Origin of the sequence: Flavobacterium sp. LMO8 (assembly GCF_009495755.1) — a bacterium.
Classification (GTDB): domain Bacteria; phylum Bacteroidota; class Bacteroidia; order Flavobacteriales; family Flavobacteriaceae; genus Flavobacterium.
The window spans coordinates 61,771-86,738 of sequence record NZ_WIBJ01000030.1; the positions used below are offsets into that span (position 1 = coordinate 61,771).

At 33.0% G+C, this 24,968-nt stretch carries 20 protein-coding genes; all 20 read left to right on the plus strand.

The genetic code is table 11. The features are described from left to right. Position 1: 1 nt before the first annotated feature. Complete coding sequence (locus GFJ94_RS06570; RefSeq protein ID WP_153200756.1) at positions 2-985, plus strand: SDR family oxidoreductase; 984 nt, start codon at positions 2-4, stop codon at positions 983-985. 9 nt (positions 986-994) lie between these two features. Then, positions 995-2,386, plus strand: a complete 1,392-nt coding sequence (locus GFJ94_RS06575) for a UDP-glucose 6-dehydrogenase (protein ID WP_153200757.1) — start codon at positions 995-997, stop codon at positions 2,384-2,386. Continuing rightward, positions 2,386-3,663: a nucleotide sugar dehydrogenase gene (locus GFJ94_RS06580; RefSeq protein ID WP_153200758.1), complete on the plus strand. Its 1,278-nt coding sequence runs from the start codon at positions 2,386-2,388 to the stop codon at positions 3,661-3,663. Before GFJ94_RS06575 ends, GFJ94_RS06580 begins: the two co-directional genes overlap by 1 nt. Before the next feature lie 19 nt (positions 3,664-3,682). Next, positions 3,683-5,170: an oligosaccharide flippase family protein gene (locus GFJ94_RS06585; RefSeq protein WP_153200759.1), complete on the plus strand. Its 1,488-nt coding sequence runs from the start codon at positions 3,683-3,685 to the stop codon at positions 5,168-5,170. Continuing rightward, on the plus strand, positions 5,167-6,261 hold the full coding sequence (gene wecB / locus GFJ94_RS06590; protein ID WP_153200760.1) for a non-hydrolyzing UDP-N-acetylglucosamine 2-epimerase: 1,095 nt from the start codon (positions 5,167-5,169) through the stop codon (positions 6,259-6,261). The genes GFJ94_RS06585 and wecB overlap by 4 nt, the downstream gene beginning before the upstream one ends. After that, positions 6,261-7,421, plus strand: a complete 1,161-nt coding sequence (locus GFJ94_RS06595) for a hypothetical protein (protein ID WP_153200761.1) — start codon at positions 6,261-6,263, stop codon at positions 7,419-7,421. Before wecB ends, GFJ94_RS06595 begins: the two co-directional genes overlap by 1 nt. After that, the gene (locus GFJ94_RS06600) at positions 7,408-8,550 is read left to right on the plus strand and encodes a glycosyltransferase family 4 protein (protein ID WP_162523811.1); all 1,143 of its coding nucleotides are present in this window, start codon (positions 7,408-7,410) and stop codon (positions 8,548-8,550) included. Before GFJ94_RS06595 ends, GFJ94_RS06600 begins: the two co-directional genes overlap by 14 nt. A gap of 8 nt (positions 8,551-8,558) precedes the next feature. Further along, positions 8,559-9,746 carry an EpsG family protein gene (locus GFJ94_RS06605; RefSeq protein ID WP_153200763.1) on the plus strand — a complete coding sequence of 396 codons (1,188 nt, stop codon included), beginning with the start codon at positions 8,559-8,561 and terminating at the stop codon, positions 9,744-9,746. A 6-nt stretch (positions 9,747-9,752) separates the two neighbouring features. Further along, positions 9,753-10,832, plus strand: a complete 1,080-nt coding sequence (locus GFJ94_RS06610; RefSeq protein ID WP_153200764.1) for a glycosyltransferase — start codon at positions 9,753-9,755, stop codon at positions 10,830-10,832. Further along, positions 10,816-11,922, plus strand: coding sequence for a polysaccharide deacetylase family protein (locus tag GFJ94_RS06615; RefSeq protein WP_162523812.1), 1,107 nt, complete (start codon positions 10,816-10,818; stop codon positions 11,920-11,922). Before GFJ94_RS06610 ends, GFJ94_RS06615 begins: the two co-directional genes overlap by 17 nt. Next, positions 11,919-13,271 carry a phenylacetate--CoA ligase family protein gene (locus GFJ94_RS06620; protein ID WP_153200766.1) on the plus strand — a complete coding sequence of 451 codons (1,353 nt, stop codon included), beginning with the start codon at positions 11,919-11,921 and terminating at the stop codon, positions 13,269-13,271. The genes GFJ94_RS06615 and GFJ94_RS06620 overlap by 4 nt, the downstream gene beginning before the upstream one ends. Before the next feature lie 3 nt (positions 13,272-13,274). Next, entirely contained in the window at positions 13,275-14,363 is a 1,089-nt protein-coding gene (locus GFJ94_RS06625) for a glycosyltransferase (RefSeq protein ID WP_153200767.1), read from the plus strand. Then, on the plus strand, positions 14,360-15,511 hold the full coding sequence (locus GFJ94_RS06630) for a glycosyltransferase family 4 protein (protein WP_153200768.1): 1,152 nt from the start codon (positions 14,360-14,362) through the stop codon (positions 15,509-15,511). Before GFJ94_RS06625 ends, GFJ94_RS06630 begins: the two co-directional genes overlap by 4 nt. Then, complete coding sequence (locus tag GFJ94_RS06635) at positions 15,504-16,106, plus strand: sugar transferase (protein ID WP_153200769.1); 603 nt, start codon at positions 15,504-15,506, stop codon at positions 16,104-16,106. Before GFJ94_RS06630 ends, GFJ94_RS06635 begins: the two co-directional genes overlap by 8 nt. Positions 16,107-16,109: 3 nt before the next feature. Further along, complete coding sequence (locus GFJ94_RS06640) at positions 16,110-16,751, plus strand: acetyltransferase (RefSeq protein ID WP_153200770.1); 642 nt, start codon at positions 16,110-16,112, stop codon at positions 16,749-16,751. A gap of 1 nt (position 16,752) precedes the next feature. Continuing rightward, complete coding sequence (locus tag GFJ94_RS06645; protein ID WP_153200771.1) at positions 16,753-17,295, plus strand: sugar transferase; 543 nt, start codon at positions 16,753-16,755, stop codon at positions 17,293-17,295. A gap of 191 nt (positions 17,296-17,486) precedes the next feature. Further along, positions 17,487-21,527 carry a T9SS type A sorting domain-containing protein gene (locus GFJ94_RS06650; RefSeq protein ID WP_153200772.1) on the plus strand — a complete coding sequence of 1,347 codons (4,041 nt, stop codon included), beginning with the start codon at positions 17,487-17,489 and terminating at the stop codon, positions 21,525-21,527. Between the two features lie 13 nt (positions 21,528-21,540). After that, positions 21,541-21,738, plus strand: a complete 198-nt coding sequence (locus GFJ94_RS06655; protein WP_153200773.1) for a hypothetical protein — start codon at positions 21,541-21,543, stop codon at positions 21,736-21,738. A 56-nt stretch (positions 21,739-21,794) separates the two neighbouring features. After that, positions 21,795-22,931 carry a DegT/DnrJ/EryC1/StrS aminotransferase family protein gene (locus tag GFJ94_RS06660; protein ID WP_153200774.1) on the plus strand — a complete coding sequence of 379 codons (1,137 nt, stop codon included), beginning with the start codon at positions 21,795-21,797 and terminating at the stop codon, positions 22,929-22,931. Positions 22,932-23,414: 483 nt separating this feature from the next. Beyond that, the gene (locus GFJ94_RS06665) at positions 23,415-24,917 is read left to right on the plus strand and encodes a polysaccharide biosynthesis protein (protein ID WP_370513803.1); all 1,503 of its coding nucleotides are present in this window, start codon (positions 23,415-23,417) and stop codon (positions 24,915-24,917) included. The last annotated feature ends 51 nt before the right edge of the window (positions 24,918-24,968 follow it).

Here is a 24,968-nt window from a genome sequence, read left to right on the forward strand (position 1 = left end):
AATGACAAAAATTTTAAATAAAAAGATACTTATTACTGGTGGCGCGGGTTTTATCGGTTCTAATTTGTGTGGGTATTTTTTAGAAAATAACAAAGTGGTTTGTTTGGATAATTTCTCGACAGGATATCGTAAAAATATTCAATTATTCCTTTCTAATCCTAATTTCACTCTAATTGAAGGCGATATTCGAAATTTTGAAACTTGTGAAAAAGCAGTCAAAGATATTGATTATGTTTTACATCAAGCGGCTTTAGGAAGCGTACCGCGTTCAATTAATGATCCTATTACTACAAATGAAGTTAATGTTTCTGGTTTTTTGAATATGTTAACAGCCTCAAGAAATGCAAAAGTAAAGCGATTCATATACGCTGCCAGTTCTTCCACTTATGGTGATTCTGAAAATTTACCAAAAATTGAAGAAGTCATTGGAAAACCACTTTCGCCTTATGCTGTTACTAAATTTGTGAATGAATTATATGCTGATGTGTTTAGTAAAACATTTGGTATTGAAACTATTGGTTTAAGATATTTTAATGTTTTTGGAAGAAATCAAGATCCAAATGGTGCTTATGCCGCAGTAATTCCTAAATTTGTAACCCAAATTTTAAATCATGAAAGTCCAGTAATTAATGGCGATGGAAATTTTTCTCGCGATTTTACTTACATAGATAACGTGATACAAATGAATGAGTTGGCAATGTTGACCGAAAATAAATCGGCAATAAACACGGTTTATAACACTGCTTTTGGAGAAAGAACCACTTTGAATGAGTTGGTAAATTCATTAAAAGAGTTTTTAACTCTATATGATAATGAAATAGCTAATGTTCCCATAATTTATGGAGAAAATAGAGTAGGAGATATTCCACACTCATTAGCAAGTATAGAAAAAGCAAAAAAGCTACTAAATTACCAACCCAAATTCTCCATGAGAGATGGTTTGAAAGAAGCGGTAAATTGGTATTGGAATAATTTTAAAAAATAAATTTATACAATGATTACAAATATCTGTTGTATTGGTGCAGGATATGTTGGAGGGCCAACAATGGCAATTATTGCTCAAAAATGCCCACACATAAAAGTTACCGTAGTTGACTTAAACGAAAAAAGAATTGCCGCTTGGAATGATACAGATGTTAATAATATTCCTATCTATGAACCCGGATTAAGTGATGTTGTGGCAGAAGCTCGTGGAAGAAATTTATTTTTTTCAACCGAAGTCGACAAAGCGATTGATGAAGCACAAATGATTTTTATTTCGGTTAATACGCCAACCAAAACCTACGGTGTAGGCAAAGGAATGGCTGCGGATTTAAAATATATCGAATTGTGTGCGAGACAAATTGCTCGTGTGGCAAAGAACGATAAAATTGTTGTTGAAAAGTCAACGTTACCGGTAAGAACGGCAAGTGCCATTAAAGATATTTTAGATAACACAGGTAATGGTGTTAATTTTCAAATTTTATCTAACCCGGAATTTTTAGCAGAAGGAACAGCAGTTGAAGATTTATTTGCTCCGGATAGAGTTTTGATTGGTGGAGATACTACACCTGAAGGACAAAAAGCAATTCAACAATTAGTGGATGTGTATGCCAATTGGGTTCCTAAGGATAAAATTCTAACCACAAATGTTTGGTCATCTGAATTGTCTAAATTAACCGCAAATGCTTTCTTAGCTCAACGTGTTTCTTCTATAAATGCATTAAGTGAATTATGCGAAAAAACCGGTGCTGATGTTAATGAAGTAGCTAAAGCAATTGGATTAGATAGTAGAATAGGACCTAAATTTTTAAAAGCTTCTGTTGGTTTTGGAGGTTCTTGTTTTCAAAAAGACATCTTGAATTTAGTTTACATTGCAAAATCATACGGATTAAACGAAGTGGCCGATTATTGGGAACAAGTAATTATTATGAACGATCATCAAAAACGTCGCTTCGCAAAAAATATAATCAAAACGTTATACAATACTGTTTCTGATAAAAAAATTGCATTCCTAGGTTGGGCTTTTAAAAAAGATACTAATGATACACGAGAATCAGCAGCAATTTATGTAGCAGATGATTTATTAAGTGAACAAGCAAATATTAGTATTTATGATCCAAAAGTTGAAATCGAACAAATTCAATTTGATTTAAATTATTTAGAATCTCGTTCAGAAGCAGAAAACGCAAAAGGTATTCAAGTTGTTTCAAACGCATATGATGCTTGTAGTAATGCACATGCCATTGCTGTTTTAACAGAATGGGACGAATTTAAAGCCTACGATTGGCAAAAAATATATGACAATATGTTAAAACCAGCTTTTGTTTTTGACGGAAGAAATATTTTAGATAAAGACGCATTAGAAAAAATTGGTTTTATATACCAAGGAATAGGTTCTAGATAATGAATATAAAAATTGCAATAATAGGTTTAGGATATGTTGGTTTGCCATTGGCGCGACTTTTTGCTACAAAATATCCAGTAGTTGGTTTCGATATTAATCAACAACGGATATCTGAATTAAATCAGGGAATTGATGTAACATTGGAAGTAGAGGAAGATTTGTTAAAATCAGTTTTGGTTACTCAATCTTCAAATCAAATAGGTTTATATTGTTCTAATCAATTAAATGATATTGCCGATTGTAATTATTACATTGTAACCGTTCCAACACCAGTAGACAAGCATAATAAACCCGATTTAACACCTCTTTACAAAGCCAGTGAAACGGTAGCGAAAGTATTAAAAAAAGGCGATATCGTAATTTACGAATCAACGGTTTACCCTGGTGTTACAGAGGAAGAATGTGTGCCGGTGTTAGAAAAAAATTCTGGATTAAAATTCAACGAAGATTTCTTCGCGGGTTATTCTCCTGAACGAATTAATCCAGGTGATAAAGAGCATACAGTAGAAAAAATATTAAAAGTTACCGCTGGTTCAACTCCAGAAATTGGTGAAAAAGTGGATGATTTATATAACAGTGTAATAACTGCTGGAACTCATTTAGCACCTACAATTAAAGTAGCAGAAGCAGCTAAAGTAATTGAAAATTCGCAACGCGATATCAATATTGCTTTTGTTAATGAATTGGCAAAAATATTTAATATACTAAATATTGATACCCATGCGGTATTAAAAGCCGCTGGAACAAAATGGAATTTTTTACCTTTTAAACCAGGTTTAGTAGGTGGGCATTGTATAGGTGTTGATCCTTATTATTTGGCACAAAAAGCACAGGAACATGGTTATCATCCAGAAATTATTTTAGCAGGTCGTCGTTTAAATGATAGTATGGGAGAATATGTTGCTGCACAGGTAGTAAAAACCATGATAAAGAATAAAATTAATGTTTATGGAGCAGAAGTACTACTTTTAGGAATTACTTTTAAAGAGAATTGCCCCGATGTTCGAAACACCAAAATAGTTGATGTTATACGTGCTTTGGAAACTTATAGTATGCGCGTTACTATATTTGATCCATGGGCTAGTCCGAAAGAAGTTGCTCATGAATATAACATTATAAGCTCTCAAACCCTACCTTCTTCTCGTTTTGATGCTATCATATTGGGTGTGGCTCATGAAGCGTTTCAACAGCTTGATTTTTCTAGTTTAAAAAATGAAAATAGTATAATTTATGATGTTAAAGGAGTTTTAGATTCCATTTCAGATGCAAAATTGTAGTGTTTTAAATAAGTAATTTATGAAGAAAACTTCCCGTTCAAGCAATACGGTTCAGGCTTTTTGGGTGGCTTCGGGAAGTTTGAGCTCTATTGCATTGGCTATCGTTAGCGCGGCCATTTTATCGCGTTATTTTTCAAAATCTGATTACGGTACCTATAAGCAAGTTGTTTATGTTTATAGTTCTTTATTGGTGCTTTTTTCTGCCGGTTTACCTCGGGTATATTCTTATTTCTTGCCGCGTTATACTCATGAAGAAGGCTTGAGTATTGTTAAAAAAGTCAGTAAAATGCTGCTTGTTTCAGGACTCCTTTTTTGTACTTTTTTATACTTTCTATCAGAACCAATTTCGATGGTTATGCACAATCCATCTTTGGCTTATCCTCTGCGTGTTTTTTCTCCGATTCCACTTTTTTTATTACCTACTTTGGGATTAGAAGGGATATTTGCTACTTATCGAAAAACGATGTATTTAGCTATTTACAATACTATTTCACGTTTTTTAATGCTACTTTTTATTGTTGTTCCTGTCGTTTTTTTTAAGGGTTCACTCACCGAAGCCTTATATGGTTGGGTGTTTATATCGGTGTTGACTTTTTTTTTGGCACTATATTTTAAAACAATTCCTTTTCGTTCCTTGGTTGCAAAGCCAACGAATTTGACCTACTCCCAACTTTTTGAGTTTAGTTTGCCATTAGTAACTGCTAGTTTGTGGGGTATAGCTATTAAAGCGGCCGATCCATTTTTTATAAGTCATTACTTTGGAAGTTCAGTTTTTGCTGAATATTCAAATGGTTTTATTGAGTTGCCCTTTGTTTCTATGATTACTTCTAGTACTTCAGTAGTCTTGTTGCCTGTTTTTTCTAAAATGATACAAGACGGCAACACGGTTGATAGTTTGTTGGCTACTTGGACTTCTGTTTTGCAAAAATCGGCATTATTAATTTATCCTTTGGTTGTGTTTTTTATTTTTTATGCCGAATCCATTATGGTATTGTTGTATTCTGAAAAATATGCTGCTTCTGGGGTTTATTTTCAAATTAATATGGTGTTAAATTTTTTTAACATCATCATTTTTGCGCCTTTGTTTTTAGCGATGGGTAAGACCAAGTTGTATTCTCATTTGCACTTGATTTTTGCTTTGATTTTGTGGGGTTCCGATTTTATAGTTATTCAATTATTTTATACTCCCGAGGCTATTGCAATAAATACAACTTTTTTTCAGGTTGTAAAGATTTTTCTTTTTATGTATTGGTCTGCTCGTTTTTTAAACGTTTCTTTTTATCGTTTTTTTCCTTTTTTAGTACTATTGAAAGTTCTATTCTTGTCACTTTTTGTAGTTGGTATACTTAAAGCTATTTCATTATGTAATATTCTACCCAATTGGCTTTTTATTCAATTAATTCTTAATTTTGTTTTATATATTATTCTACTTTTGGGAATTTCTCCTTTTTTAGGTCTTTCCTATAAAGAAATCATCAAGCCGTTGCTTAAAAAAATATCAAAATGAGAATTGTTATCGTTGCTGGTGCTCGTCCGAATTTTATGAAAATTGCTCCAATTATTCATGTTTTACAAGATAGAATTGCTGCAGGAATTGACTTTTCATTTCGATTGGTTCATACAGGTCAGCATTATGATACGTTAATGAGTACTACTTTTTTTGATGAATTACATATACCCAAACCTGATGTGAATTTAGGTTGTGGAGGAGGTACTCAGGCTGAGCAAACTGCGGCAATAATGGTTGCTTTTGAAAGGGAATTGTTAGCCCATCCTGCGGATTTGGTTTTGGTTGTTGGAGATGTAACTTCAACGATGGCTTGTAGTATCGTAGCTAAAAAAATGCACGCAAAGGTAGCGCATGTTGAAGCGGGTATTCGATCGTTTGATTTGACCATGCCGGAGGAGATAAATCGAATGGTAACCGATAGTATAACTGATTATTTTTTTACAACATCTTCTGTAGCTACTAATAATTTATTGCACAATGGTGTTGCTCCACAAGCAATACATTTTGTCGGTAATGTTATGATTGATACCCTGTTAAAACAACAGCCAAATTTTAGGAAACCGTTTTTTTTTGATGCTTATGGATTACAACCAAAGTCGTATTTTGTTTTAACCTTACATCGTCCTTCCAATGTTGATTCTGAGTCTCATTTGCAAGAAACTTTAAAGGAAATATTAGCAAACACACATGGGTTGCCCATAATATTTCCAATACATCCTAGAACAGAAAAACTAGTTACCAGTTTGGAATTAGATGCGTCACAGCTTAAAATAGTTACACCTTTGGGGTATTTGGAATTCAATTATTTGGTTCAAAATGCAAAAGCTGTTATTACAGATTCTGGTGGAATTACAGAAGAAACAACCATTATGAAAGTGCCATGTTTAACGTTGCGTGATAGTACAGAGCGTCCTGAAACAGTTAGCATAGGTACCAACGAACTGGTTGGCACTGAACCAAAATCGATTCAAGAACCATTGTCTCGATTATTCGCAGGCAACTGGAAAAAAGGAGGAGTTCCCGAATTATGGGATGGGAATGCTGCTGTACGAATTGTAGCCGTATTAGAACAATTAATTGCTTCTTAATGAAAAAGGTATTGTTTGTTATACCGATGTATGATACGATAGGTCCACGATCAATACGTTTTAAAAATTTACTTGCTAATTTTTCAAAGGATTTTGCTTCAGATTTTGTTTTTGACGTATTAAAATTTGATATCGCATCAAGTAGCTCTCCTTCTATTTTTACTCTTCCACTTTCGAATTGGGTTACTCATTTAATTTTTGGGCGTTCTATTTTTGCTAAGTTGGCAGGAATTTTGATTCGCCCTGATGTTAAATTACTTTCGTTATTTAGTCTGGCTTCCTATTTTAAGCAGATACGGAAAACTTCAGATTCTGCTTATACGGTTATGGTTTTTACTAGGCCATTTTCTTATTACTTGGGCGGATTTATTGCTAAAAAATGGTATTCTAAACGCGCGATAACTGTTTTGGACTTGGGAGATCCCTATTATCAAAATTCTGCTACAACTACCACTATTTTTAATAAATGGTTTGAGCAATTTTGTTTACGGTATTACGATTATTTGGTAGTTACTAATATTGCTACTAAAAATTTTATGATTGAAACCTATGGTTTTTTGCCTGACCGAATTGCTGTTATTCCACAAGGGACAATCGCAGTAGACTCTTCTGAATTTATAAATACACCTCAACCTCAATCTGGCGCTGTTGTTTTTTCTTATGCAGGAGCTTTTTATGCTGGGCTTCGTGAGCCGTATTCTTTTTTAAAAGCAATTCAGCTTATTAATCGAACCGATCTGGCGGTACAATTTATTGGTGTGGCTCCAGTATGGACAAAAGATTATCCATTTGTTCAGCATTTGCCGCGAATGGAAAATGCTGCAGTTATGGCAGCCTATATGAAAAGTGATGTTTTGGTGTTTTTTGATAATGCCTATGGTATTCAAACCTCAGGTAAAATATATGAATTGGTGGCTTTAAATAAGCCTTTACTATTGATAACCACAGTTACTCGGCGCTATATTTTTGATGAATTTAAAGATTTGGAAGGGGTTGTTATAGCAGATGAGACGGTTGCATCTATACAGAAGCAAATTCTTTATTTGTTAGAAGGTTCCCTACCGTGTGACCGTAGTGCTGTACAGCTGCGTTATAGTTGGCATGCTCGTAGTGTTTCTTATCTCGAATTTTTATCTCAAATGGTTGATGGAAAAGCCTAAACGTATCTTATTTATAGCGCCACGCTATCATACTAATTTTCGATTCCAATTGGCAAAACTTTTGGAAGCGGGAAATGTTGTGCGGTTTATTAGTATCGGTCAAGGTGCAATAGAGAATTATCAGGTTTTAAAGCCTATTATAATTGGTTTGTCAAGGTTTGGTCGGTTGTTGGATTGTTATTTAAATCCCGCGCAGGATGTTGCCCAACGCAATGTAAAAGGCTTGCCCAATGTGTTTCGATTGTATGCTGAAGTGATTCGATTTCGTCCAGATGTTGTCATTACCCGCAGTGTTAATTCTACCTATTTTAGAGTATTGTTTCCGCTATTTTTAGTGCGTTGGTTTCGCCTAGTTGTCTATGTGCAAAATCCACAATATGTAACGCATTGTTCATACACTAAACGCATTTATTATTTTGTACTTACAAAAGTTTTCAACATACGGTTTTATACCACGGTGCGCTATTTAATGCAAGAAGGTACGCCTTCCACTTTGCAACGTCAGCCATTTTATAGTTATTTTCCTTTTTTTATTGTTCCACAAGTTGATCGTGAATCTTTCAATTCTTCTGAAGTTGCACTTCGACTTTTGCACATTGGTAAGTTTATCCCTCGAAAAAATCATGATTTGGTTTTGGATGCTTTTATTGAATTACGTGCTCAGTTTCCGAATTGTAGTTTAACTTTGATAGGCGAATGCATTAATGAACCACAACTGGAATTGTTAGCGGGATTAAAGGATAAGATTGCAGCGGCAGGTTGTAACGATGCGGTACATATCTATACAAATGTGCCCAATGAGACTATAGCTGCTCATTATACTAAAGCCAATTTATTTTTGATGCTTTCGGTTCGTGAGACCGCTTCTGTTTGTCAAGTAGAGGCTATGTCATTTGGTTTGCCAGTAATCTGTTCGATAGATAATGGGACGGCTCATTATATAGAAGATGGCGTAAATGGTTATGTGATTTTGCCTCAAAAAGAGGTCTTGTTAGAAAAATTACTTTACTTTGCAAAACATCAAAATGAAATGGCAGTTATGGGGAAAAACAGTTTACATCTTATTAAAACTACTTTTAATATTGATCAAAATTATGATTCATTTATGCAATTTCTTACTTCAAAATAGCAACAAAGATGAAATCACCCCTACGACTTAGTGCTGTTTTATTTTTAATAAGTCCTTTTTTTTCATTGCCTTTTTTGCTTAAGGATATTTATTTACGCAAAAAAGATAGTCTTCTTTGGTTTGCTTTATTTATTGGTGTTTTATCCTATTTATATTTACCTTCTCTTTCTCAAGATGGTGCAGGGCGGTATTTGTTATATGAAAAATTTATAGGCTTGTCGATTTCCGATTTTTATCACAACTATTTAGTTCATCGATCGGATTATGTTTTCTATACATTAATTTTTTTGGCGGCTTATACGGGAATAAAATTTCAATTGTTATTGTTTTTATTTGCTTTTTTTAATGCATATGTGCCTTTGTATGTGTTTAAAAAAATAGTCGCTTCTCGAAATTTGGAGTTTTCAAAGTATTTTCAATTATTTATTTTAATTATTCTCACTTATTCGGTTACTTTTTTATTTTCGGGTGTTCGTAATAATGTTGCTTTTTCTTTCGTGATCTTGGGTTTTTATTTTGCCTTGTATGCTCAAAAGAAGTATTGGTCTATTCTCTTAGTTGTTTTGGGAGTGCTTACTCATTTTAGTGCTTTTGTTTATTTGCCTTTGTTGTTGCTTTATCAGCGAATCCCCTATAGACTTTTATTGTTTTTGTTTTTTAGTTTTGCTGTAATCAGTTTTGTTATTCCATCGAGTATTGTTCAGGCTTTGTTTTTGGATATTGAGTTAGGTTCGGAAATTTATGATAATAAAGTCGAAGCTTATTCGAGTACTTCTTATGGTACTTCATCATCAACAGAAGCCACTATATTTGCAAAAATATTATTTACTCTTTGGTTTTATGTTTCTTTATTATATGTGTTTTTGACTTTAGAACGTCATCGAAATTCTTCCTCTTTAAAAGCCTATTTGATTTTTGCATTGCCTGTATTGTTGTTCATTGCATTTCCTGGGGTTTTTAATCGTTATTTAGTGGTCATGAAATTTTTCTTTGTTCTGTTGTTAATTGAAGATTCACGTTATTGGAATACTAAGCGTTGGCGTAACATTTTTATTGTATTATTGCTTATACAACCCCTTTATGATGTTTTCCGGTTATTACTACCTAGTTTTGTTGCGGGTTATTTTCGTTTAGAAAATATGACTTTGATACAAATACTTTTGCAAACCTATACTTATAAAGATATGTTGCCTTAATTTGTTATGCGGAAGAATATAAAAATTTTAGTTTTTACTGATGCTTTTTCGGGAGGAGGGGCAGAGGAAGTGATGGGTACTTATAGTCAGTTTTTACATCAACATTATCAAGTGTTGCATTTGTCTAAATGGAAAGGGCCAAAACAGTATGTTTTACCTTATTGGAAAATCTCATTAGATCGATCTAGTTTAAAATCTTGTATTCTGCCTCTTCTGATTGTTTTACGAAGATATCAACCTAAAATAGTATTTACTTCAACTGGGCACAACAATATATTGTTTTTGTTATTTAAGTTGTTTTGGTTTCGTAACATGAAGGTCATCATAAGAGAATCCAGTATCGCTTCTGTTATGAATCAATATACTTGGAAGGCACGCTTAATGAATCGTTTTTTAGTACAACCCTTGTATCGTATGGCTGATGTGGTCATTGTGCAATCTTCGGATATGCAATACGATTTGTTAACTCAATATGGTTTGTTGAAAGAAAAGGTGGTTTTACTTCAAAACCCAGTTTTAAATCCAAGCCGGTATGTTAGAGAACCCAATGTTGCTTTTAAAACTATTCAATTACTACATATTGGTCGATTTTCTAAAGAGAAAGGGCACCATCGTTTGTTAGATATTTTTGCTCAGTTACCTCATTCGTATCATTTGCAATTGATTGGGGATGGTCCGTTATTGGAGTCAATCAAAGCTTATGCGCAGGAATTAAATGTTGCTGATCGAGTAAATTTTTTAGGTTTTTTGCAAGAAGAAGCAAAACTTAATGTTATTTTGCAATCTAATTTATATGTGCAAACCTCTTATGTTGAAGGTTTTCCCAATGCCTTGGCTCAAGTTGTGAGTATGGGAATACCAGCAATAGCATTTGATGTACCAGGAGGAACTAAAGAAATTCTTTGTTCTACTACAGGTTTATTGATAGAAGATGGTGCTCTTACAAATATAGCTCAAGCTATTCAAGACACTAATTGGAGTTCTTTTGATCCAAATGCTATGCGAGAAGTTATGCTACAAAAGTTTGGAGAAAAAGCATGTTTTGCCAAATTATTGAATGTATTTGAAAATGAAAGGAAAAAATAACACAGGGATTCCAATATTATATTATCATAGTATTGCTAATCATGAACAAGTAACTCCATGGAGTTTTTTGTCAGTGTCTATTGCTGTTTTTAAAGCGCAAATTGATTATTTAAAACGTCATCATTTTCAAAGTTGTACATGGAAGGAATTGGATCAGCATATTATGGGTTTAAATCCTTTACCAGAGCGTACAGTAATGTTTCATTTTGATGATGGCTTTTTAGATAATTGGTCGGTAGTCTTTCCTATTATGAAGGAAGCAGGTTTTACATATTCTATAGTAGTTACACCGGATTTTATTGAAGACGGTCCTATACGTCCTTTTGTTACTGAAACCACTCTTTCGAATGTATCTGATTGGTGGGGTTATTTGAATCGCAATGAAATACAATTCATGTCAAATTCTGGTTTAGTTGATTTTCAAGCGCATGGTTTTACCCATACTTGGTATGAAGCTTCTGATGAACTGATTGATGTTTATGATGGTGTCAAACTTTATCCGCATCTTGGTTGGAATCTTTTTCCAGAAAAAAAACCCAAATGGTTACAAACTTCATTAAATGTACCTATGGGATATCCTGTATTTGAGTATAAGAAATCGTTAGAATTAAGGCAACGTTTTATCCCTGATCCAGACTTTATTGAACAGGCAATAACTCTTTTTGATGCCTCTCAATCTCAAGCGGAACGATTGGCAGTCTTAAAACAACTCAAGTCTAAATTTACTTCTATAGGTCGTTATGAAACCGAAGAAGAGCAAGTGCTTCGTTTAAAAAATGAATTAGAGTCTACTCGTTTGTTTATTTCGGAGATTATTCAAAAGCCAGTAGAATATTTGGTTTTTCCAGGCGGTGGTTCCTCTCCTCAGGTGTTGGAAGCTGCTAAAAAAGCGGGATATTTGCTTGTTTCTAAAGGTACTCAATTGAATACATTTGGGTCTCAATTGTTTCAAGTGTCGCGTTATAGTGCTGTTTATTTATTTCCAAAGCCTATACAAGTAGTAGCTAATATTTATTTTTTGCGTTTACAAATTGCTAGAGCAAAAGGTAATCGCTGGGTTCAATTGCTTTTTAAAATTTTAAAACGATGATGCGACTTTATTCTCTTTTGCCTGTTTTTTTACAGCATCTTTTGATCACAATAAAGAATAATCATAGTTATTATCAAAAATATCGTGCTTTGCCTTGGTTGAATTCTTTGAGTAGCATCTATAAAAAATTGCAACCCACGGATTGGATTAACGATGCGCATGTTTTGGAACGTATAAATGCTTTATTGGCCACGGCCAAACAGCACGTTCCCTATTATCAGGTACATGCTGCTGACTATCCACAGCTTCGATCATTAACTGAATTGCAAAACTTACCTGTGCTCACAAAAGCCACATTGCGGACAAATAGTAGTTTATTTATTTCTGATTTAAGTACCTCTCGTAATTCCTATTCTTTTAAAACTAGTGGGTCAACCGGTTCGCCGTTGCAAGGAGTAGTTTCTTTGGATGATTTGCATCACAGGTTTATGACTGTTTTGAGTTCGTTAAAAATGAATGGTATAGACTATTCCAAGCGCGTTGGACGTTTTTTAGGCGCTGAAGTAGCAGATACTTCAACGGTTTATCGTGTAGATTTTATCAATCGTCATTATTTGTTTTCCATTTATTCCCTTTCGGAAGAATCAATTATTAAGTATTATAACGCCATTACTTCCAATTCCTTGGAAATATTGGAAGGTTATCCATCTACTATATATGCTTTAGTTCAACATTTAAAAGCACAAAATTTACAAATTAACTGTGTGCAACACGTTATTACTACAGCTGAAAAATTGTTGGATTATCAAAAGGATGCTATTATGCATTATTTTGGTTGTTCGGTTATGGATTATTATGGTTCAAGTGAAGGTTCAGCTTATTTGTTTACACATGAGGGGGTATATCATAATGCAAATACTGTTGGTTATGTTGAAATTGTAGATGAGCAGTATTTGCCCGTAGCCCCAGGTACTATGGGTAGAATGTTGATAACTAGTTTTACCAGCTCGTTTATGCCATTGATTCGTTATGATATTGGTGATTATAGTATACAGCTTCCTTCGGAAACTTCTTCACCTTTTGATTTGCAATTTAGTGAGTTGTTTGGTCGTAGTGAGTCTGTTTTTATTACAGAAGAAGGGGTGCATTTTACAAGATTTTCCCTTTGTTTAAAATACTTACCTTCTATTTTATTAGAATCACAATTACAGTTGGTACAGCGATCTAAACAGGTGAAAGTAGTTTGCGTTTTGCCTAATGGCGTTTCCTTGTCTACTCTAGATTTTAAGCTATTTGAGCAAAAGTTTCAATCGATGTTAGGTTCGGGCTATCAATTTACATATGAGAGTGTATTGCAATTTGAAAAAAGGGGGCGTGGAAAATTAAGTGCTGTACAAATTATGACTTAAATTATGGGAAAAATCAAAGTAGCTTTTTTAATATCCAGTTTAGGTACCGGTGGTGCAGAACGTCAATTGGTTCATACTATTAATTGTTTGGATTCTTCAAAATATGAGATTGCTTTGTTTGTACTTCAACGAAAAGGTAGTTTACAAAATCAGCTTAAAGTTCCTGTTCATCTTACTTTTTTAGGGGTAAAATCATACTATAATCCATTCGCTGTTCAAAAGGTGATTGCTGCTATTCATGAGTTTCAACCTGATTTGTTGCATTCGGTTATGTATGCTTCTAATTTGTTGGCTCGGTTTTATAAGATGAAGAATTCAAGTTGTCGTGTTCTAAATCATGTTCATGGAATGGGGTCTTGGATTCGAAAAAGACATATAGTATTGGATCGATTATTATTGCGCTATGTAGATAAAATATTAGTAGTTTCGGAGCAAAGTAAGCAATTGCGTTTGGCACGTGAACGCTATCCTATCTCAAAAGTAGCGTTGGTTTATAATTGTATCCCTGTTTCCGATTATTTAGTAGCGACATTGCGAAGTACCCCATCTAAAATTATTTTAGGGACGGCCTCACGGTTAGTACCTTTAAAGCAGATTGAAATGGGGATTTATTTGGTAGAATTCTTATTGTTACATGGACGTGAGGTTGTGTTTCATATCGCTGGCGAAGGACCAGAATTGGGTTATTTAAAGCAATTGGTTTTCGATTTGAAACTTACGGATCAGGTTGTTTTTTTAGGACATCAAGAAGATATGCCTGTATTTTATAAAAGTATAGATTGTTTTGTGCTGTTTTCCCGCACAGAAGATATGCCGTTGTCTATTGTAGAAGCTTTTGCTTCTGGTTTGCCTGTGATTGCTCCGGCGATTGGTGGTATTCCAGAGTTGTTGTCGGAAACTAAAAGTTATTGTTATGACGTTACAGTTCCAAGGTCTGCACTTTTTGAGGCTATGGAGCATTTTATTTTCGAACTTGATTGGGCAGCAGCTCATACTTTAAATGCCCATAAGGCAGTTGCTTTTTTTGATATTTCTCGTCATCAGCAACATATCGTATCTATTTATCAACAGTTGTATGATTCTCGCTCATGAAGAAAAAGTTAATTCGAATTACTACGATACCCATTTCGTTGGAGAAATTGTTAGGAGGACAGCTATCCTATATGAATACTTATTATGAAGTAACAGCTGTTTCTTCTGCGTATGATGATTTGAAGCGTGTAGCTATGCAAGAGGGTGTCTCCTTTCATTGTGTTCCTATGACACGAGCTATTACTCCATTGCAAGATTTGATTGCGTTATATAAAATGTATGTTTATTTTAGAAAAACACGTCCAGAAATTGTGCATACACATACACCAAAAGCGGGTCTGATTGGTATGCTGGCGGCTTACTTAGCACGTGTGCCTCATCGTTTACATACGGTTGCAGGATTACCATTGCTTGAGTCAAGTGGTTTACGACGAAAAATGTTGCAATTTGTTGAAAAAATAACGTACCAATGTGCGACTAAGGTTTATCCCAATTCGTTTGGTTTAAAAGATATTATTTTAGCTGCTCAATTTTGTGCAACAACAAAATTGAATGTATTAGCAAATGGTAGTTCTAATGGTATCAATACAGCTCATTTTAGTACCGCTGCACTTGTACCTTCTATGGTTCAAGACTTGCGTAGTTCATTGGGTTTGAAAACAAGTGATTTTGTTTTTATCTTTGTAGGTCGATTGGTAGCAGATAAAGGCATTCATGAATTGGTAGCTGCCTTTTCAAAATTAAATCAAGAACATGTGAAATTGTTATTGGTAGGTTCGTTTGAGCCGGATTTGGATCCGTTGCGCAAAGAGACGCTAGTAAAAATAGATACAAATAGTTCCATTATTTCAGTGGGCTATCAGGCCGATGTGCGACCTTATTTTGCTCTTTCCCATGCTTTGGTTTTTCCAAGTTATCGCGAAGGATTTCCTAATGTGGTGATGCAAGCGGGATCGATGGAGTTACCATGTATTGTTACTGATATTAATGGTTGTAATGAAATTATAATGCACGGAGAAAATGGGGTTATTGTTCCTGTAAAAGATGTTGAAGCGCTCTATGTTGCAATGCAAAAAATTGTTCAAGATGTTTCTTTTTATTTACAACTAAAACGTAATTCTCGCACTAAAATAGTAACTAATTATGAACAATGTGTTGTATGGGAATCACTTTTAGCGGAATATCAAAAATGTAAAACAGATGTATAGAAATTTTGTAAAGCGTATTTTTGATTTTTGTTTTGCTTTTTTTGGCTTATTGTTTTTGAGTCCAATATTTATAGTACTAACGATTAGTTTGCTTATTGTTAATCGAGGTACGCCATTTTTTTTGCAGCGGAGACCAGGAAGGAATGAAATGCTATTTACAATCATTAAATTTAAAACGATGCATGATGGTTGTGATGCTTCTGGTGAATTGTTGCCTGATGCCGAACGTTTGACTACTGTAGGTCGTTTTATACGAAAAAGTTCGTTAGACGAAATTCCACAATTGCTTAATGTGTTAAAAGGTGATATGAGTATTGTGGGGCCAAGACCTTTATTAGAGGCTTATTTACCCTTGTATAATGCAACCCAAAAAAGGCGTCACGAAGTACGCCCGGGGATTACTGGTTGGGCACAAGTAAATGGTAGAAATGGAATTAAATGGGATATTAAATTGCAGTACGATGTTTGGTATGTTACCCATCTTTCGTTTTTGTTGGATTGTAACATACTCTATTTGACGTTGCTAAAAGTATTAAAAAGAGAAGGTATATCGCAGGAAGGGCATGCAACTGCTGAAGCTTTTAAAGGAAATTAATTTATGAAACAAATTGTTATTGTTGGTGCAGGAGGGTTAGGAAGAGAAGTAAAGTGTTTGATTGATGCTATAAACAAGGTTAGTCCAACATATACTTTGCTTGGTTTTTATGATGATGGTTTTGCCAAAGGAACTCTAATTAATGGTTTGCCTGTTTTAGGTAATATTTTGGATCTAATATCACAAGGATCTGATCTTGCTGTTGCTGTTGCAATTGGAACACCAAAAGTTAAACATAAAGTTGTAGATTTATTAAAGTCTAAACTATTTTCATATCCTGTTTTAATTCATCCAACAGTAATAATATCTGATGATGAAGTGATTATAGGTCAAGGAACTATTATATGTGCTGGAGCAATTCTTACATGTAATATTGGTATTGGCGATTTTGTACTTCTGAATTTGAGTTGCACTGTAGGTCATGATACTAAGCTACATGATTATAGTTCGTTTATGCCAGGTGTTCATATTTCGGGTGAAGTTATTATAGAGTCGTCTGTATATGTTGGAACAGGTGCAACTATAATCAATGGTGTAACTGTTGGACGTGAAACTATTGTAGGTGCGGGAGCTGTTGTAGTAAAATCACTTCCCTCTTGTGTTACTGCTGTTGGAACACCTGCTAAACCAATTAAAATGCATTAAAATGCTTAAAAGGACTTTTGATTTTATTGTTTCTTTTTTTGCTTTGGTTTTTTGTTTTCCATTGCTTGTAATTGTATGGCTAATAGCCTCAATTGATACTCAGTCTAATGGCCTTTTTTTGCAAGAGCGAATTGGTCAATATGGTGTTCCTTTTATTATTTTTAAAATTAAGACTGTACATCCTATTACAAAAAAAATTAGTTCGGTTGGAGCTTTTTTAAGAAAATCTAAAATTGATGAACTTCCTCAATTGCTTAATATATTATTAGGACAAATGAGTTTTGTGGGACCACGTCCGGACATTCCAGGTTATTATGATTTGTTAGAAGGTGAATCGCGTAAGATATTATCATTGAAGCCTGGGTTGACTTCTGAAGCTTCGTTGAAATATGCTAATGAAGAATCACTTTTGCTTAAACAAGATGACCCGTTGCATTATAATGATACTGTTATTTTTCCAGATAAAATAGCTATGAATCTTAATTATTATTATAATCAAAATTTTTGGTTAGATATCGCAATATTGTTAAAGACCATTTTTTGATTTATGAATTTTTATAGAATTGAGAATTTAAATTTTAATTTATTTTAATTCTTGGATTATTTACTTTGTTAGGTATCATCACATTTTGTTTTATTATGTTATAAAAATGTAAAAACAATCTGTTTTTTTACTTTAACTATATTTTTTTTGTATTTTTATATTCTAGCCTTCAATCTAAAATTAATTAGAATATGATTTATAAAATTACTCCTACATTAATTTCTATAAAAAAAATATTTTTATTTGCAGTATTATTGAGTTTTAATCTTGCATTAAAAGCACAAGTTGTTGATGATTATCGTACTGTAGATTCTGGTAACTGGGATGCTTTGTCTGTTTGGGAAAGATATAATGGGACATCTTGGGAACCTGCTAGTGTTATTCCAAATAGAACTGTTAATGGAATTGCCATTCGAGATGGTCATACGATAACTATTTCATCTAATGTTTCTGCTGATCAACTTATAGTTGAAACTAATTCGATTTTAATACTAACTGCTAAGTTAACTGTTTTTGATGGTGTAGGGACTGATTTTTTGCTTTTAGGTAAGTTAATACACAATGCTTCGGGGCGTTTTTCATTTAATTCTATGTCGGCTTCTTTAATTGTGGCTTCTTTGGGGGTATATCAATATAATCGTTCTTTTACTGCTACTATTGGATTGCCTACAGGTTTACAAACAACTTGGAATGACGGCTCGGTTTGTAGTATTACAAATGATATATCGAATAGTACATTTTTTGATGGTCATCAATTTTCTGTTTTAGAAATAGATTATTCGACTGGTACTGCTATTCGTTCTATTGAAGCAAATTGGGGTAGTGTTGCTGTTTTAAAAATAAAAAATACAGGAACTAGAGGAATATTTTCAATTAGTAATTCAGTAGGTACAACAGATATATCAGTTGAAGAATTAGAAGTGTCAGGAGGTAGACTACATGTTTTTGCTTCTGGGTCATCTGGAAATAAAACTTTCACTGTAACTGGTAATGTAATTCAAAGCGGAGGTGTTCTTTCTGTATGTAGTAATGATGTTTTAGGGAACTATTTAATGAAAGTCAATGGTAATTACACTATAACTGGAGGAACAACAAATATTAGTAATGCTAATGGAACAAGTTCAAGGATAGCAGATTTACAAGTTGATGGTGATGTTGCGATTTCAATAGGTACTTTGCAACTAGCTACAGGAAATTCAAGTGTAACTAATGATGGAAGATTAATTTTAGGTAGTAATTTAACATTGTCGTCTGGAGCTTTAGCCTTTAATCAATCTCGTACTACTGGTGTTTCTGGAATTTATTTTAATGGAACTGGTAATGTGAATTTCACTTGGTCAGGAGGGACTCTAGGTACTGGTAATGGAAAAATAGGGAGACGATTTTATTTTAATAACTCAGGTGTGATAACGGGGTTAAATGAAATATATAGTGGGGCTAGTTCTCAAACTACAATTGATGGTTCCCAAGGAGTCCCTTCGGCTGGATATGTTTCATGGCCATCAACTGGAACGATTTTACAAAATTTAACTATTAATAATGCTTTTGGGGTAGTTTTAAGAAGTAAGAAAACGGTAAATGGTAACTTGAATTTGTTATCCGGAAAGTTGACTTTAGGTAATAATAATTTAACTTTAGCTAACTCAAATGGATTAATCGGAGGTTCTGAAATAAATTATATAGTTACAAATGGTAATGGAAATTTTATTCGTACTGTAGGAGGAATTGGATCTTATTTTTTCCCAATAGGCTCTAATACGGATTATAATGGAGCAATGATTACTTGGGCTTCAGTACCAGGTATAACAAAATTGTCTAGTAGATATGTAGCTTCAACAGTTACATTAGGCACAGGTTTGCCTTTAACTCATGAATGTTTTACAGCTACAGAATTGTTAGACAATGGATATTGGATATTTAATTCAACTGGTACTTTGGCAAATTTACCACAATTGTCATTTACAAGAAACGGACATACGAATGCAGGATTATCAATATCAAATCATGCTATTTTGAATAGAGTTTCAGGAAGTTCTGACTGGCAAATAGCAGGAGATTGGAATAATTCAGGTAGTGTGTTAGTTTCACCAGTTAACATTGGTACTGTAGAATTAATTCAAAATAATGGGACATCATTTGGTGAATTTGCAATTGCTAAAGGAAATATTTCAAATTTAGAAGCTACAGTTGTTATAGATACTGTTCCTTCTGGGACAGTTTGTTCGGGCACAACACTTAACTTTACGGCCATTCCAACAAATGGAGGAACTTCTCCAGCTTATCAATGGTTTTTAAATGGAGTAGCAATTCCTGGAGCCAATTCTGAAGTATATAGTACATCAACTTTAGAAGATTCTGATGTGATTTCTGTTGAAATGACATCTAATCAATTATGTGTAGAAAATCCGACTGTTTCTTCTTCTGGTTTTGTTGTCTCTTTTCTTACAAATACATGGTTGGGTACAACTAATGCTTTCTGGGATGAACCTTCAAATTGGTCGTGTGGAATAGTGCCAAATGATACTAATTCTATATTAATAGATACAAATAGTCCAAATATTCCTATATTAAATATTGATTTAACAATAGGTGTAAATTCTATATTTACGATATCAGGTAGTGGTCAATTAGTAATAGATTCTCAGCATACTTTATCTGTCTTGGGAACAGCTAATTTTAATGGTAGACCAATTTTAATGAAATCTAACTCAAGTGGAACAGCAATGTTAGGAACAGTTACAGGAACAGTTACTGGAGCTACTAATGTTACAGTTGAAAGATATATTCCATTAGGGAAAAGAGCTTTTCGATTTTTATCATCTTCTGTTAATTCTACAGGTTCGTTATCCGAAACATGGCAAATGAGTACACATATCACTGGAGTTGGTGGTGATGTAAATGGATTTGATACAACAACTACCAATAGTTCTTCATTGTATCTATATAATAATCAAATTCCAAGCGGAACAGGATGGTATGCGGCTTCTAATACTAATGCAACAAATTTAGAAATAGGTAAAGGATATCGTATGTTAATTAGAGGCGATAGAACTCCTGAATTAATAACTTCAACATCAGCTGAAAACATGAATGCACCTATTACTTTGTTTGCAACAGGGTCTTTATTTATAGGAGATTTTGTTTTTAATTCGTCAAGTTCAGTGCCTATTAATAATACTACAAATAGTACAACTGATAATGGAAGTTTAATAGGAAATCCTTATCAAAGTGCTGTTGATTGGCATAGTGTGACTAAAACAGGTATTCAAGACGTATATTATGCATGGGATGCAAATATGGGTTCTGGTTCTGAACGCGGTAGATATGTGGCTTATAGTCAATCAACAGGTGTTAATAATGAACCAGCATCTTCAGTTAATAGATATATACAACCTGGTCAAGCTTTGTTTGTGAAAAACGCTATTTCTGGGGTTGCAGGAACTTTAGTTTTTAAAGAAACGGATAAACAAAGTGTGAATTCGTCTGTTTTTAGAACAGAACAAACATTAGAATCTGTTTTTTCTTCCATGTTGTCAATTTCTTTATACGAAAGTTCGATATTAAGTACAGGAGGGTTTCCGTTAGATGGATCTGTTGCTGTTTTTGGTTCTTCATTTTTAAATGATATTGATTCTTCAGATGTTAAAAAATTAGAGGCACCTGGTGAAAATTTAGCCTGGTATCAATCCAGCACAAAATTGGCCATTGCATCTTATAATATGCCTCAGCAAAATTCAATTTGCGAATTAAAAATTTTACGTTTAAAGGCAAATAAAAATTATACTTTTAAAATAGTAACATCTGGATTTAGTTCAGATTTATCTGCTATTTTAATTGATTCATTTACAGGGAATCAAACGTTGATTCAGTTAAATGAAGTTGTAAATATTTTATTTACAACCACTTCTGAATTAGCTTCTCAAGATGAAAACCGTTTTTCTATACATTTTCAAAGTGTTGTTTTGGGAGAGTCTCTTTTAGATTCAGAACAAATTAGTGTTTTTCCTAACCCAATTTTAAATAATGAATTTTCACTAATTTTGCCAATAAATACAAATGAACCAATTCAAGTAGTGATGTACTCGATATTAGGTCAATCGGTTTATAAAAATAAATTTGATTCACAATCTGTTTTAAAAATATCTCCTAATGTAAAGTTAGAAGCGGGTATTTATATAGTTGAAGTTACAATAGGTGAAAATGTGATGAAGAAGAAGATTGTGATAAAATAAATGAAGTAGTAAAATGAAGAATTTAAAAAGAATGAGCATTTTTATGATGCTTTTTATTAGTATTGCTGTATCAGCACAAGAAGGTTTTCCAGATGACGATGTTGATGATGTTCCTACAGCACCAATTACTATTGGGGTTTATCCCATGCTTATTATTGGAGTACTTTTAGGGTTTTATTTATGGAAAAAACAGGACACAATTTCTGAATAATTTATAAATATTAATTTTATAAACTATTTGGTTGTCTTTAGTAACGATTACGGAAAATGAATAAAAGAATTTGGCTATCCTCTCCTCATATGGGTGGTAATGAAATTAACTACATCCATCAAGCATTCGATTCAAATTGGATAGCACCTTTAGGTCCTAATGTTACTGAATTTGAAAATGATTTAAAGAGTTATTTGCAAGATGATATTCATGTAGCCGCGTTAAGCAGTGGTACTTCAGCCATTCATTTAGGCTTAATATTATTAGGTGTTAAGAGGGATGATGTAGTAATTTGTCAAAGCATGACATTTTCTGCCTCAGCTAATCCAATTTTATATCTAGGTGCAACCCCAGTTTTTATAGACAGTGAATCGCTTACATGGAATATGTGTCCAATAGCTCTAGAAAATGCAATACTGTTAAGTTTAAAACAAAATTGTAAACCTAAAGCTATAATTGTCGTACATTTGTACGGTATGCCAGCGCAATTAGATGTAATTGAGGCTATTGCATTAAAATATGATATACCTATATTAGAGGATAGTGCAGAAGCATTAGGGAGCTCTTTTAAAGGAAAAATGTGTGGCACTTTTGGAACTATGGGAGTATTATCGTTTAATGGAAATAAAATTATCACAACATCTGGAGGAGGAGCTTTAGTTGTTAAATCAGCTGACTTAAAGAAAAGAGCTGTTTATTTAGCAACACAGGCAAGAGATGAAGAAGTACATTATCAACATTCTGAAGTTGGTTATAATTATAGAATGAGTAATGTTTGTGCAGGTATTGGAAGAGGACAAATGGAAGTTTTGGATCGTCATATTGAATTAAGACGTAATATTTATAATTTTTATGTAGCTTTTTTTACTGCTATTGACTATGTAACAGTTTTAAAAGCGCCTTCAAATGATTTTGTTCCAAATCATTGGCTTACTACAATATTGATACATCCAAATGAGAAAAATAAAAATCGTGAAGCATTGAGATTGCATTTAGATAGCCTAGGTATTGAGAGTAGGCCTTTATGGAAGCCAATGCATTTACAGCCTATATTTTCTTCCTACCCTTATTATGGTAGTAGTGTTGCAGAAGACTTGTTTGAAATAGGATTATGTTTGCCTTCAGGTTCTAATCTTACTAGTCATGATCAAAAACGTATAGCTTTAGCTTTAGAATCTTTTTTTAATAAATAATAAGTAAATTTAAGCCCCAAACAAATGAACTTACTATCTAAATTACTAATTTCCGCAAAAAAAAGTATAAAAAGGAAATTTCCTTTTTTACGTAAAATCGATACTGTAGAATATTTACCTAGATGGGTAGTTCTGTTTATTGATTTAAATGTAGTATTTTTCGCCTCTTTTGTTAGCTTTTTTTTAATGAAAGATGTTGGATTAATTCCATTTATTCGAATGAATCTATATGAATTTATCCTTTTTTATACAGTCTTAAATTGGGCCTGTTTTAAAATTGTCAAATCATATAGAGGTATTATTCGTCATTCATCCATAGAAGATGCTTTTAAATTACTTACTGCTTTAAGCATTGTTTTTATTAGTTCTTATATAATTAATAGCATATATGTTTTTTCTAATGGTAATAAATTATTTCTCAATACCTATATTTTTTTAAATGTATTACTTAGTTTTTGTTTGTTACTATTCTATAGACTGGTTGTGAAGCAAGTTTATAATGCATTAATACTTTTTAGTTTAGAAGGTAAAAAAGAGAAAATTGTTGTTTGGGGTTCAAACTCAAACTCTATTTCTGTAGTTAAAGCCTTGCAAATGGAAGTTCCTTTAAAGTATAATGTTGTCGCTTTTTTAAGTAATAATAATGAAAGTACTAAAGTAATTAACAATATTCCAATTATTTTTGTTTCAAATAATTTTTCAAAAAAAATTAAGAGTTTAGGAGCTACTTCTATAATTATTGCAGATGATTCTATGAATAAAAGCGTAAGAATGCAGTTAGTAGAAGATTGTTTGCAAAATTCAATACGTGTTTTAAAAGCAGCAGAAATTCGTGAATTGGAAAATAATAAAGACAAACCTGTAAAAGTTAAAAATTTACAAATTTTAGATTTATTAGAACGAGAGCCTATTCTTTTGAATAATCTTGATATTTGTAATGAAGTATTTGATAAAGTAATTTTTGTTACAGGTGCAGCAGGTTCTATTGGCAGTGAATTAGTTCGTCAGCTAGTTGAATTTAAGCCCAAAAAAATTATATTAATTGATCATGCTGAAACTCCTTTGCATAATCTGAGTTTAGAATTGTTAGAAAATTGTCCAGAATCTTTGTTTGTTTGTTCGGTTTCAAATATAACAGATGAACAAATTATGAGGCGATTATACAAAGAACATCGTCCAGACTTGGTTTATCACGCAGCTGCTTACAAACATGTTCCTATGATGGAAAATAATCCAGATCAAGCGGTTATAACAAATGTTTTAGGTACAAAGAATCTTGCAAATTTAGCACTTGAATATAATGTTAAAAAGTTTGTAATGATTTCTACTGATAAGGCAGTAAACCCAAGTAGTGTAATGGGGGCAACAAAACGTATTGCTGAAAAGTACGTGCAATCTTTAAATTTTAGTGCTATTTCAAAAACTAAATTCATAACAACTCGATTTGGAAATGTTTTAGGTTCAAATGGAAGTGTTGTTCCTTTGTTTACTAAACAAATTGAAGAAGGAGGGCCGGTAACAATAACACATCCAGATGTAATTCGTTATTTTATGACAATACATGAAGCATGTCAATTGGTATTAGAAGCAGGAACAATGGGTAATGGAGGTGAAATTTTTATTTTTGATATGGGTGATCCTGTTAAAATTATAGATTTAGCAAGGAAAATGATTCGATTGGCTGGATTAGAACCTGATAAAGATATCGCTATTAAAACAATTGGTTTACGTCCAGGTGAAAAATTGTATGAAGAACTATTGAATGATGTTTCAATTACTTTGCCTACACATCATGAAAAAATTACTATTGCAACAGATATAAATAGTACTTTTGCAGAGGTAAATGAACAAGTTGATGTTTTATTACAAGTTTTAAATTCGGGAGATACAACTGCTTTAGTTACTCAAATGAAAATTATGGTGCCTGAATTTGTTTCTATGAATTCAACTTATAAAGAATTAAATATATTAATAAATGCCTCATGAGCGGTAAGCCTTTTTTTTACATTATTATAATTAGTTGTTTTGTTTTTTTGA